The organism is Castellaniella denitrificans (assembly GCF_042653765.1).
GTDB classification, from domain to species: domain Bacteria; phylum Pseudomonadota; class Gammaproteobacteria; order Burkholderiales; family Burkholderiaceae_B; genus Castellaniella; species Castellaniella denitrificans.
Window position 1 is genome coordinate 12,663 of record NZ_JBHSEZ010000007.1, and the last position, 12,705, is coordinate 25,367.

General features: G+C 64.9%; 8 protein-coding genes. All 8 read right to left on the reverse strand.

Annotated features, from left to right (window positions below; translation table 11 throughout):
- The 8 genes from ACFO27_RS09860 to ACFO27_RS09895 all read right to left on the reverse strand — a co-directional run bounded on the left by ACFO27_RS09860 (window position 1) and on the right by ACFO27_RS09895 (window position 12,705).
- Window positions 1–1,578, reverse strand: coding sequence for a hypothetical protein (locus ACFO27_RS09860; protein ID WP_150585969.1), 1,578 nt, complete (start codon window positions 1,576–1,578; stop codon window positions 1–3).
- A gap of 100 nt (window positions 1,579–1,678) precedes the next feature.
- On the reverse strand, window positions 1,679–2,092 hold the full coding sequence (locus tag ACFO27_RS09865) for a hypothetical protein (RefSeq protein ID WP_058379112.1): 414 nt from the start codon (window positions 2,090–2,092) through the stop codon (window positions 1,679–1,681).
- An 11-nt stretch (window positions 2,093–2,103) separates the two neighbouring features.
- A complete protein-coding gene (locus ACFO27_RS09870) occupies window positions 2,104–4,584 on the reverse strand; it encodes a hypothetical protein (RefSeq protein ID WP_376817189.1) in 2,481 nt (826 codons plus the stop codon).
- Complete coding sequence (locus tag ACFO27_RS09875) at window positions 4,581–6,287, reverse strand: N-6 DNA methylase (RefSeq protein WP_376817190.1); 1,707 nt, start codon at window positions 6,285–6,287, stop codon at window positions 4,581–4,583. The genes ACFO27_RS09870 and ACFO27_RS09875 overlap by 4 nt, the downstream gene beginning before the upstream one ends.
- 130 nt (window positions 6,288–6,417) lie before the next feature.
- Window positions 6,418–6,633, reverse strand: a complete 216-nt coding sequence (locus ACFO27_RS09880; RefSeq protein WP_376817191.1) for a hypothetical protein — start codon at window positions 6,631–6,633, stop codon at window positions 6,418–6,420.
- Window positions 6,634–6,646: 13 nt separating this feature from the next.
- The gene (locus ACFO27_RS09885; protein ID WP_376817192.1) at window positions 6,647–11,983 is read right to left on the reverse strand and encodes a defense against restriction DarA-related protein; all 5,337 of its coding nucleotides are present in this window, start codon (window positions 11,981–11,983) and stop codon (window positions 6,647–6,649) included.
- Between the two features lie 28 nt (window positions 11,984–12,011).
- Window positions 12,012–12,221, reverse strand: a complete 210-nt coding sequence (locus tag ACFO27_RS09890; protein ID WP_150585972.1) for a hypothetical protein — start codon at window positions 12,219–12,221, stop codon at window positions 12,012–12,014.
- Window positions 12,222–12,225: 4 nt separating this feature from the next.
- Entirely contained in the window at window positions 12,226–12,705 is a 480-nt protein-coding gene (locus ACFO27_RS09895) for a defense against restriction DarA-related protein (RefSeq protein ID WP_150585973.1), read from the reverse strand.

Sequence of the window (12,705 nt, forward strand, 5' to 3'; positions counted from 1 at the left end):
TTAGCCCCTCATGCCACCGAACCCGCCGCCGCCCATGCCGCCATCGTCCTCGGGCGGTTTAGCATCGACGACGCTGGCGTAGAGCTTGGCCTGGTCTTCGTCAAGCATCATGGTCTTCACGAGGAATTCGGTCATCACCTCCTTGCTCGCGCCCAGCTCCTTCATCATCTGCATGGCCTGGGCCAGCAGCATCCCCGCGTTCATCGAATCAGAGCGCGTGCGCTGCTTCTCGGCTTCCAGGGCCGAAATAGACCCGAAGAAGTTGATCGTCCAGGGGCGCTCCTTGGGGTCGAACACCACGCCGTAGCGTCGCATGGTGTGGATGTCGATGACGTGGTTGAAGAAGTCGGACAGCGCCACGCGGATGATGCGCGCGCGCTCGGCGGCCTGCGCGGACACGCGGAAGAAGCCGCCCTCGCCAAGCCCGCCGGAAAGCTGATCAGCGAAACCCAGCATGGACAAATCGACGCCCAGCGCGCCGGCCAGCATCCGGGCGTGCAGCATCACGTCCTCGATGCTGATGGTCGCAGCGCGGCCAGGTGCGCCGCCGTTCGCCGGCCCCACTGTGGAAAGCTGCTTTTCGTTGAAAACCGGGATGATGTGGCGGATCCGCTCCATGACCGGGCGGCCAGTTTTCACGGCCTGCTCGGCGTAGGCTTTCGACGCCATGAGCATAGCCTTGACCGATTCGACGAACCGCTGTTGCTGATCGAGGTTCATGGATTCCAGATTGACCGCCACCATCTGCTCGTCAATCGAATCCATCCACCTCTGCCCGACCAAGCCCAGCAGGGATGCCGTGAGATTGTCGTAAGGCCCTTCGGCGCTGTAGAGCAGAGAGCCGCCGACCATGCTTGGCATGATGGGCAGGCTGTCGATGTCGTCCTCGGAGATTGCCAGGCGCACCGCCTTTTCGACGACACCGTACTGCGGCACCCACTGGACGCGCGGCATCTTCAAGCGGGCCATCTGCGAAACGTCAAGCCGCTCGAAGCCTCGCTCGCCGGTATAGACGGCGAAACCCACCGTGCGGCTGCCGCGCTCGAATGGCTGCACCATCGGTGGGCGGATGGTTTCGTCCATGTGGATGTCCACCACGCCGCGCGAGTTCGTGTAGAGGCGCGCGTAGGAATCCCCGAATGCGCCGCCGATGTAAGCCGCCTGAAAGGCCGTCTTGTTGAAGAGCGGCGCCAGCTCGGCGGCGATGTCATCGACGATGGCGGAAAGACGCTTGTCCTTCTTCGTCTCGGACTTCTTTTCGACGAAAACGAGGTCGCCATTGGTTTCGTGCCCACCAAGGGCCGAAGTGACCAGCAGCATGAGAGCCGTCGAAATGATGGGGTCGCCCTCCATCATCGACCACTTTTCGTAGATGATTTGCCGCGCCCGCGCCCCCTTGCTGCCGGAACCCAGAAGCGATGCAATGGTGGTCGTTCCGGCCCCGTACATGAAGGCATCGGAAGCCGTGATTTGCTGCGCCGGCGCGATGTGCGACGATGCCCACCGCTTGCGGGACAGGCCAAGCCGGGCCAGGAAGCCGGGCTTGGGCGGAACGGGGGTGTTGGAAATATCGGCCATGCGGCAAGGGTAGGATGCCCCGCCGTGCCACTATCGGCCCGTTTTCCGCCTCACGATAAAGGACGCGCAATGGCGGGCAACCGCCGCGCCATGAGAAGGGTTACTGCGTCGGAAACTCCATGTCCTTGTCGAACAGGGTGTAGAAGTCCGGGCTGTTGGCGTCGAGCAGGAATTGGTTGCTGTAGATGATGTTCGACGCCAGGTAGGCCGTGCGGAACTCGTCGGCCATGATGAGGGTTTCCTCGCCGCTTTCGCCCTGGTAGGCCCGCTTGATGAGCGGGTCGCTCTGGTCGCCCAGCTCGAACCCGCCCGCCTTCAGCTCGTCCTTCAGCGCCCACCAGTACGGGCCATAGTCACGGTAGCGGCGCGGGTCTTTCTGCAACCGCTCCGCCACCACGCTCAGCCCGAAGCCCAGAAGGTTCGAGAAACCCCGGTTCGCGCGCAGTCCAGCCGCGCGCTCCGTCACCAGAGCCTTGATGGTGTCCTTGTCGAACTTGTATTCGGTGTAGGCCATGATGTTTCCCTTCAGATTTCACGGGTGGCGGGGGCGAGCTCCAATTGCTCCTGCGCCTTCGGGTAGGTCTTGATGAGGTATTCCCACGTCGAACGATACACGTTCCACGTCAGGGCGTCTCCATCCCACTTGAATTTGCCGCTCCCGGCCACGCCGGCGCACTGCTTGATGGTTTCCTTCCAGGCGCGGGTGTTGCCCTTGATGCCCACCACGTCGTTCGGCAGGTCGCCCTTGGGCTGGCCGCCCGTCACCACCTTGCGCACGGCTTCCTCGATGGCGCGCTTGAACTGGTACGGCAGATAGTCGCTGGCCGGATCCTTCGCCTGCCAGTCGAACCACGGCGCCGCCGCGCGCATGAAGGCGGAAGCCTGCTCGATGATTTCCGGCTCGCTCTCCCCGGTCAGCGCGGCCTTCAGGGCATCCAGCGAGACATTGCTCTCGATCTCGTTCTGCACCCACATATCGAAGTTGTCGAAGTCCGCGATGGTCATCTTCAACCCGTTGGCCGTGGCGAACTCGCGCATCGCGGCGCGGTGCTTGTCGGCGCTGTTGCCATAGGCTCCACCGCCGATGCGCTCCACTGCCGCATCGCTGGGCACCACGAAATTTCCAGCCTCGTCGAACGATCTGATGATGGCCTTCTGGCTGTCGAAGATGCGCTGCATGACCGTGGTCTTGCTGGCATCGCGCGGGGGAATGACGTAGGGGAAGAATGGCTGCGGCAGCATGTACGAATGCGTGGCATACGCTACCAGTGCCTCGGTCTTGCGGCGCTGCGCCACCTCGGGCACGACCTCGTTGAAGCCGTTCTCGATGGTGCCGCCGCTATTCACCTTGTCCTCGATTTTGGCGGCGTCGGTGATGCAGGCATCGTAGTCGGCGGTGCCGCGATAGACCCACTCGCCGGCGAGAACGTCCTGGGTATTGGCCGCCAGCGGCTGGCCGTTGAGCGTCCGCCCGAAGGCGCGCGGGACGCCCTTGACCAGGGACAGCACGGCCAGCCCGCCCTTCACGCGGACGAAGGTGCCGTCCAGCAGCGGCTTCCCGTTGTAGATGATGCCGTTGCCGGCGGCGATGTCCTCGGCTACGCTCGCCGGGTAGCCGCCGGATTCCTCGGCCTGGCGTGCGAAGTTGGCCTTGGATTCCGCGATCATGGACTGGGCCATATCCACTTCGGCCTGCCATTCGTTGGTGATGGGGCCGCCCTCGGTCGCCTCGATGGCGAACGCCGGGTAGGTGTGGCCCAGCAGCATGGATTCGATGTCGTCGTCCTTCTGCTTCCTCGGGTTGCTGCGCAACGCGGAGAAGAAGGCGTCCAGCGTGGCCGCTTCCCTCACCTGGCCGCCGGCGCGCCACTCGGTACGGAACAGGGTCGCCGATTCCTCGATCTGCCGGCGCAGGCCGCCCATGCTGGCGGTCAGCTCGGCCAACAGGCTTTCGTTCTTGGCGACGGCGGTAGCCGTAGCCTTCGGGTTGCTGATGCGGTCGCGCAGGGTCGCGGCCTGCCGTTCCAGCTTCCAGAGGCCGATGACCTTGCGGATGATGAAGCTGTCCGCGCTCTTGTTGTCGTTCAGGAAGGCGTTTTGCTTGCGGATGGTGTCCAGGTTAATCATCTGGCGGTCGCGGTTATTGGCCGCGCGCGCCTGGGCTTCCTTGACCGCGATGGTTTCCTGCATCCGGCGCATAGCATCGGCGTCGCCCACCACGTCGATCAGGGCTTCCATCTGCTCCTTCGACAGGCCGCCGGTGACAGCCACGCTGCCGGAGCCATTCACGTCCATGACCTGGCCGATCCAGTCCGCCTTCTTGTTCACCATCGAACGCTTGCTGGTGTCGAAGGTGCCGTCGGCGTCGTAGTAGTAGAGGCTCACGCGCTGGGTCTTGTTGCCCTGGCGCACACCGCGCCCGTTGCGCTGTTCCAGGCTATCCGGCGTCCAGCCGATGGTCAGGTGGTGGATTGCCTGCGTGCCCTTCTGAAGGTTGATACCCACCTCGGCCTTCTCGTTGGCGATGACGGTCTGGTACTTGTTGTCATCGCCGCCGGCGTTGAAGCCGTCCTGCACCGCAAGAATCTCGTCGGGCGAGTTGTTCGTGCGGCCCGTGATGACGGCGATGGCAGCGGAGGGGATACCGGCGCGACGGGTCAGCAGGCGCTTGATCTTGTTGTGCAGCGGGAGAATGTCGCAGAACACGATTTGCTTGACGATGGACGCCGTAGCACCGCTTTCGTCGATGCCGCGCGGGCTGGCCTGCTCGTGCTGGAAGTTTTCGAGCATGGCGGCCAGCTTCGGCGGCACGGAAACGTCGAGGTCGAGGCCCAGCTTTTCGGCGATGGCCTCGAAGGCGCTCTGCGTGTCGGGGTCGATGGTGTCGATCACCACGCGGTTTCCGTCGATGACCTTGGCCTGCACTTGAATTTTCAGCAGTTCGGTTTCCTGGCCGGCGGTGTCCTTGATGGTGCGGTGCCCGACAATGGCCTTCTCGTCTGTCATGGGGCCGGGCCGGGGGCGTTCCTCGATGAACTTCTTGCCGTTGAACTGGGCGATGGCGTCCTTGGCCTTGGCGGCCTGGGTCTGGATGAAGCTGTAGAAGGTGGCGCGCTGGTCGAGCAGCGCAAGCCCTCGAAGGTGGAATCCGCCGTGGTTTCGACGCTCGGGGCTGCCTGCTGCACGTCGCCGCGCCAGACTGCCGAAAATCCGGTCTTCTTCTGGTAGTGGTTGCCGATGGTCAGCAGGCCGTCGCGCAACTTCCCGCCCAGCGCCGACGGGCGCTTCTTGGCGACGCCGGCGACGCGCTGCATGGCGTCGGACAGGGCCGGATACTCGGCCAAGAAATTGACGCCGGTTTCCTCGCCCAGGCGCTCTTGAAGCACCTGGGCGGCGGCCATGCCGACGATGCCGGCGTTCCAGAACTGGGCGCGGTCAGCATCGGTCTTCAGGCGGCGAATCTCGGCCATCGCGCCGCGCAGCCAGTCGGGAATGTCCAGCGACTGCGAGGTTTCCACCATGTAATTGACGCACTTCTCGGCGTCCGGCCAGGTGATAGCGGCCTCGAAGGCATCGTAGGGGCTCTTCAGCTTGCCCACCATGTCAGCCATGCTGGCGCTGTCCTCGCTGCGCGCCATTGGAACCCAGCGGCCATCCTGCATTTGCAGGGTCTGCCCAGCCTGGGTGATGGTGTCGCCGTCGCGGTAGATGATGGGCGTGGTTTCAGCCTCGCCCAGCACGTCCCAATTCACGCGCGAATCAGGGAAGCGTTTGAGCATCCGCGCGATTTCGCTGATGGGGGCCTTGGTGATGACGCGATCCACATCGCGGAACTTGGCCGGGTCTTTGGGCACGAACTCGCCCAACACGAACCGCTTGCCCTCGCCGTCGAAGTAGCGGCCCTCGATGAAGGGCTGCCACTGCACGTTCGTCTCGATCAGCACCTTGGGGGACTGCTCGCGCAGCTCGGCGATTTTGTCCAGGGTGTCGCGGCTGTATTTTCGGAACGCGATCACGTCCGTCATGGTGTCCGCGCTAGCCGTGCCGAACACGGCATTGGGGAGCCGGTAGGCCCCCAGGAACTCCGCGACGTAGCTGGACTTGACGCGCAGCTCTTCTTCCTTGCCGCCCTTGCCGGAGACGCAGCGCGGCGGCGTGATGAACACGGCCAGACCGCCCGGCTTCAGCTTTTCCAGCGAGCGCAGGATGAAGTAGTTTTGCAGCGGCTCCTTCTGGTAGCGGCTGTCCAGCAATTGGTTCCCGCCACGGTCAGCGACGCCGCCAAAGGGGACATTCGTCACTACCGCGTCGTACTGCTCGTCCGGCGTGGCTGCGGCCACCTTCTCGAACGGGGAAACCGTCGCGGTGTAGCCGGGGCCATCATTCACCAGGCCGTTGATGCGGCCCGACGTTTCATTCAGCTCCACCGCGTCGATAGCGGCGGACAGGGGCGCAGTCGCGCCGAAGACGCCCACGCCAGCGCACGGGTCAAGCACCTTGCCGCCGGAGAAGCCCAGCTCTCCCATGAGCTCCCAGACGCCTTCGGCGATGGGCTTGGGGGTGTAATACTCGTAGGCGCTGCCCTTCTTGCCGTCGGCGCCGATGAGCGCGCCACCGGTGCCGGAATACTTCGCCAGAACCAGCTTTTCTTCCGACGTCAGGCGCGCCGCATCCACTTCGCCAGTGTCGATGCGACGAAGCAGAGCCATCGCCTCGGTGTTGTCCTTCTTGCGCTGGGCAGGCTTGCGGTTCGGGTCGAACTCGTAATACTGGGCCGTCTGGTTGCGCGGTGCGGGCGGAGCATCATCGCCGGCGGCGGCATCCGTCGGCGCGGCAGTTTCAGCCTGGGCGGTAGCGCCCCCCCACCGAGGCCGTTTGGGCCGCGCCCAGTTCGACGCGGATCTGGTTCGCGCGCGCGGCCAGCTTCAGGCGCGCAAGCGCGTTGTCGGCATCCTTCAGACCCGCCTTGACGCGGGCGAGCTCGCCCACCAGTTTCAGCCGTGCCAGCACGCCACCTTTTCCCACGGCGCTATCGAAGGCGATACGGTTCAGCATGTCTTTCTTCCCTTCAGGAGAGGTTGGCGGTAGCGGCCAGCATGGCGTTCTGGTAGGCGGCCACGGCTTGCTCGAACAGGGTCACAAGCGCGGGGTCGTCCTGGTTGCGGTTGAAGGCGGCTTCCAGCGTGTCGGCGAGGTCAGGGGCCAGAATGTCGGGCACCGTGCCGTCGATGACAGACTGGAACAGGGCGCGATCAACCTCCTTCTGGTCAGCCGCCGCCGTCTTGTCGGGATAGGTGCCGTCCCAGACCTCGTAGCTGAAGTTGGTCAGGTCGGTATTGAGCGTGAAGCGCGCGTAGCCGAAGTCCACCACGGACAGTTCGCGGCGCTGGTCGCCCTTGCGCACCTGCACCTTCGAGAAGGCCACGAACTTGAACCCGGCAATCTCGCCGAACTTCGGCGCGGTCGATTCCTGGTAGTTGGCGGACGCAGCCACGAAGTCGGCGATGCTTTCCTGCGTCTCCACCGCCTCGATCATCCATTCACCGCCGTTGTAGTCGGGGTCGTAGAGCTCATTGTTGGTGGCGGCGGCGAAGGTGCGCAGGGCCTGGGCGGTATCGCTGGCAGGTGCAGCGGCGGCAGGCGTCGCTTCCGGGGCTGCGGCCTGCTGGGGCTGCTCTTCGGCGGCGGTCTTGCCCCGGATTTGCCCGATGGTCTTGGGATTGAAGTGAAAGTCCAGTTCCACGCCGGCCTCCGTGAGTTCGTAGATGCTGATGTAGCCCAGCTCGCCGCCATCGCCGTACAGGTCGGCCAGGCCGAACGCCTGCTCGGTGCCGGCGCCCTCCATGTCCTTCTCGGTGATGTACCAGTCGCCAGCGCCACGGAAGTAGTGCAGGTGGGCCACGGCCTCGTCGCCCTTGCCGTTCTGGTCGTAGGTCTTCGGCATGGCGGCGATGACGCCGGCCAGCTCCTTCATCTTGTCCGCGAAGAACTGCCATTCCTCGCCCATGAGCCCGGCGATCACGGCCTTGTTCTGACCTTCCGACATCCAGCGATTCATGCCGGTGTCGGTCAGCACTTTGAGCGCGTCCATGCGGTCTTTCGCCGGGCCGACAAAGGCTTCGGCCTGCGCGGCAGCGGGCGCTTCCTCCGCGGCAAACAGGGCTTCCACCATTTCCGGCGCGTCGTCCTCGGAATACATGAACGGACGGCCTTCGCTGCCCTTCACGCGCTCGTCGCCGGCCTTGCCGACATAGACCATCGCCTTGCCGTCGTCGCCGATGTCGATGCGGCCCAGCACCTGGTCGCCCTTCTTGACCTTGCCCACGTAGCCGTCGTCATCCACGCCATCCAGCACGGGCGACTTCTCCGGCGTTGCGGCAGCGCGCCCGGTCAGGCGGTCGCTGATTGCGCGTGCGTCGCGCGCGAAGGTGCTCATGCGCTCGGTTTCATCCGTGGTCATTTCCACGCCGGAGAGCGATGCGCCGAAGGACATCACGGAGCGCAGCGGTACGATGGCGCTATCGAAAGTGGAGATTTCACGCGCGCTATCCAGCGCGGCGGCGAACTTCGCATCCGACGCTAGGAAGGTGCCGAAGTCGTTGAGCAGGGACTTGGTAGCCGCGATGGCGCGCACCTCGGTTTCCACCTCGAAGCCGGCGGCGCTGTCCAAGGCCGTCTCCACGTCGAACGTGGCGCCGACTTCGGCTTCGTCCGGCTCATAGTCGCCCTCGGTCAGGATGGCGATGGCTTCCTCGATGCTGGCCGCTACTTCGGCTTCGAGGTCGGCTTGCTCGGTGTTGCCCTCGGTGCGGTTGATGGGCTCGTTGTTCTTCGCCACATCCAGCGCCTGTTGCAGGGCAGCGACGGCGTGGCCGGTGTCGTCGAGCGACGCGACAAGATCCCGGCCCTCGTTCGTCAGCCAGTTGTAGCCGTCACGGCGCTCGATGTAGCCGCGCTCCACCAGCGAATCTCGGGACGCCTTGGACGGCACATCGCCGTCCTCGATCTTGGGGTTCTTCTTCATGGCGCGCAGCGTGTCGAACTCGCCGCCGTCAAATTGCTCACCGGCGATGGTATGGACGGAATCCATCGCAGCGCCGGCGAACTCGCCCCACTCGATTTCCGCGCCGTGGCGCTTGGCGGCCTCATCCATGCCCTTCGCGGTCACGAACGGCGAGTAGTCGCCCTTCAGCACGGATTCCGACAGCCAGAGCTTGAACTCGTCGGTGGCGCTGGTGAAGCGGTAGGCTTCATCGACGGCGGCGATTTTCTCGGCGTCGGTCTTCTCGGACTGCGGTTCGGCCACGCCCAGCGATTCCAGCGCCTGGCGCAGCCCGCCGAAGGCCAGCGCGGCCTTCAGGAAGCCGTTGAAGTTCTTGCTCTTCAGGCCCGTGATGCGGTCGCCCTTGCGCACGTAGTACGAGGTCGCGGCGCCGCGCTTGCGTGCCACCACTTCGCCGAAGCCCTGCTCGAAGAGCGATTTCACGAAGTCCTGACCGTTGCTCACGGTGCCGTCGGTCGTACGCACGCTGATGGAGGTCAGCCCGTTCCATGCCCACTTCAGGTTGTCGTCGCGGCGCTTGGCCTCTTGGGCCTCGCTGCGCTGCGCCTCCAGTTCGGCGCGCTTCTCGGCGGTGATGCCCGCCCATTCGTCGATCTGCGGGCGGCGGTCGCGCTGGGTCTTCGCCAGCTTGATGCCCGTGGCGCGCTCGAAAATCTCGGCGCTGGACTTGTTGTCGAGATTGCTCAAGATGCTCCACGCCAGCGCGGCGTCCTTCGCCTCGATGGCGGCGACGATTTGCGGGGTCTGGCTGCCGGTGTCGATGCCGGCCTTGTGGAAGACAGCAGCGGCTACGTCAGCGAGCGGCGTTTCAGGGGTCAGCGCGGCGACTTCCGACGTGCCCTTGGCGATCAGGCGTTCCTTGGCGATGGACTGAATCCGGTCGCGCGCGGAAGCAGCGGCGTCCAGGGCGGTGCTCCACGCGGCAAAGCCGGGATCTTCGCGCAGGCTGGAAAGGCGCTCGTCCCAGGTCTTGATGCCGCCGGCTTCCAGCGCCTGCGAAGCCTTGCCGATGATGTCGTACTGGCCGGTGCGCGACGCGACGCCCAGCTTGTCGAGCTCGGTGCGCATGGTCTGGGTGTCGATGATGCCGTCCCAATTCACCGCCGCGACGGCGGCATTGAGCACTGCGGCGGCGGCGCCGAACGACTGCACGTAGGCGTCGATCAGCTTCTTGGCGTCGTCCTGCTGGCCGGCGGACTTGCCGAAAAGGATGTCCTCGCCCTTGACCAGCTTGAGCTTGGCGCGCACGTCATCCACGGTCAGGGACTTCCCGGCGAAGGCGTCGCCCATCCCGACGAACACATCGGAACGCAGCCATTCCACGATTTCGGCGGGCGTGCCTACCCGCTCGCGGCCCAGGGTGCCATCCTTGACGTGGGCCAAGTAGGTGCTGCCCTGCTCGGTCAGGGTCAGGTAGTCGTTGCCGCGAGAATTGCCAAGCAGGTACACGGCGACGTATTTCTCGCCGAAAGAGCCCTCCCACCACTTGGCCGACTTCTTGGCCTGCTCGGCAGCAGCTTCGTCCCCGCCAAGCTCCTTCAGCAGGGCTTCGTCCTCTTCGGGCGTCGTCGCCGGGCTGGTGTCCTCGGCCACGGTGTAGCCGGCCTCGCGCAGTTGCGCGATGGTCGGTGCGGCATGGGCGGCCAGCACCTTGCCGCCTTCAGCGCCCGGCGTGGCGTTGATAGTGTTCCACGCCTTTTCGCCTTCCGGCGTGCTCGGGAAGAACGACGTGAAGAGGCCGTCGGCGCTGTTGCGATAGGTGATGTCGGGTTTCTGCTGCGCCTCCTTCGCGGCCTGCACGCGGCGCGCCACTTCGGCCATCGCCGCCGCATCCACCTGGGCAGCGTAGTCCTCCGGGGTCTTGGTCAGGTCGTCGTCGATACCGTTCATGGCCCAGCCGGCGACGTTGCGGCCCGCGCCGACGTGCGTAAAGGTCGGCTGCACTTCGGCTTCGCCTTTGTAGAGGCGGGTGTCGCTCGGCTCGCGCCCCTCCCAGCCCAGCGCGCGCAGGGCATTTCGGACGGCAACGATGCGGCCTTGGAAGAAGGCGTCGAGGCGGTCTTGCCAGTAGAGTTGCAGGGCTTCGTCGCCGCGCACCTTGGCGTAGCCCTCGGGCGTGGTCGGGTCGAACTCCGGCTTGCCCTCGGCGGCCACCTTCGCCACTTCGAGCTCGTGCTGGGCGGTCGCCAGTTCGGTTTCCAGGGTGGTGATTTCGTCCTTCAGGGTCTGGATGTTCTGCATCCGGGCCGCGCGCGTGGCATTCACGCGCTGGAACGCCTCGCTGTTCTTCTCGGCCAGGCGCATGATGCGGCGCGCCACCTCGCGGATGTTCAGGTCGGCGCCGCGCTCCGGCGCGACGACGATGGTGATGTCCTTCTTGTTCAGCAGCCATTTCCACGAGATAACCTCGTCCGCCGGGGCCATCTTGTTCGGCGTCACGTCGGGGTTGTGGAAGAAGATGGTCACGGTCTGGCCGTCGGACAGCTCGAAAATGGCCGCCACGTTGGCGACGCCGCGCTGCTTGAACGGGTCGGTGACTTGCAGGGCGATTGGCTTCACCTTGTCGCCGGTGCGCTCCATGATGCCGCGCAGCAGTTCCATCCGGCGTTCCAGCTTGGCGTAGGGCGTCACCAGCGCGTCGAAGGCCAGTGCGCCATCGGCGTCGTCGATGATTTCCTGGGCGGTCACGGCATCCAGAAGAAGGCCCTCGCCGCTGTCGGAGCGCCGGATGTCGTACAGCACCTTGTCCAAGGTGGTGTCGTAGGGCAGCGCGTCGGTGTTCCAGTGAGTTTTCTTCATGGTGTCAAGTCCTTCCTTGGGTAGGGTGTCGGCCCGAAGCGGGCTCTTCAGGTCGCCGTTGTCCAGCCACCACTTGAGTTGAGAAAGAGAGGCCGGGACGATGCTTTCCAGCCCGTCCCAGCCGCGTTCGTAGCTGTTCAAGTAGGCGGCGCGCGCCGATGCCAGGTCGGGAAAGGCGAGCATGACTTTGTGCTCGTCGAACTGGCCGCCGATGTTCTGGTTGATGACGTAGGCCCGCTCCGATTCGGGTAGCGGGCCGATGAAGCAATCCACGCCGTCGCCGTCCGCGCCGGTTGTGCCGCCGATGTAGCCGTAGTGCGCCGCCATGCGGCTAGACCACGCCTTGCCAGTCTTTTCATCCACGCCGGAGCGCGTGCTTCCGCGCGGCTGCTCGATGGCAAGATTCAGGCCGTACAGGCTCACCCGCCCCACCTTGTAGTTGCCGGCGCGGCACTGGGCTTCCGACGGTTCAGGCGTCAGGTTTTGGCCGAATGCGCCCTCGTGGGCGGCGCGCTCGATGAGGTGGAGAGGGGTATGGGACATGCAGGCATGGTATGGCCCGCGTTGCCCGTTATTTCGGGTGGTTTTCCGCCTCAATGTCGGCGGCAAGCTGATGGATGGTGATGCAGATGTCGGCCAGGTCGCGGCCAGCTTTCGACTTCTTGGAGAGGCCGCCGAAGTAGTCCAGCTCGGCGGCGATGTCGGCCATTTCGTCGGCCATCGCGCGCAGCCGCTTGGCAGGTGCTTTCGGCGGCGACTGCGGCGCGGGACTGCTGCTCATGGCATCAGGCGGCGGGCGCGAGGCTGGCGATCTGGTCGCGCACGGAAGCGATGGATTCCTTCAGCGCATCGCGCTTCTGGGTCAGCACCTGCTCCATCTTCGGCGCGGCGGTGCGGATCCCGACGGGAGGCTTCACCTTCGCGGCGGCGAGCACCTTCTGGAATTTCACGCGCCCCGCGTCCATCGCCTGCACGATTTCGGCGATGGCCTTTACATGGTCGTCCTGGTTCTTGATGGGGAGCACCTTGCCATTCACCAGCACCTGGAAGATGTCGCCGGACTGCTTGATGCGCAGCACCACTTGCTGGGAATCGGCGAAGGTCAGCGTCATTTCCCGGTAGGTGATACCGGACGAACGCTTCACGGTGGTCGGCACGTCCTGCTGCACCACGTTCGCGCCGGCGCGCGAGAAGTAGCGAACGGCCTGCTTGGCGGCCTTGTCCTTGGCCGACAGGTCTTCAAAGCTGAAAAGCAGGTTCTTCAT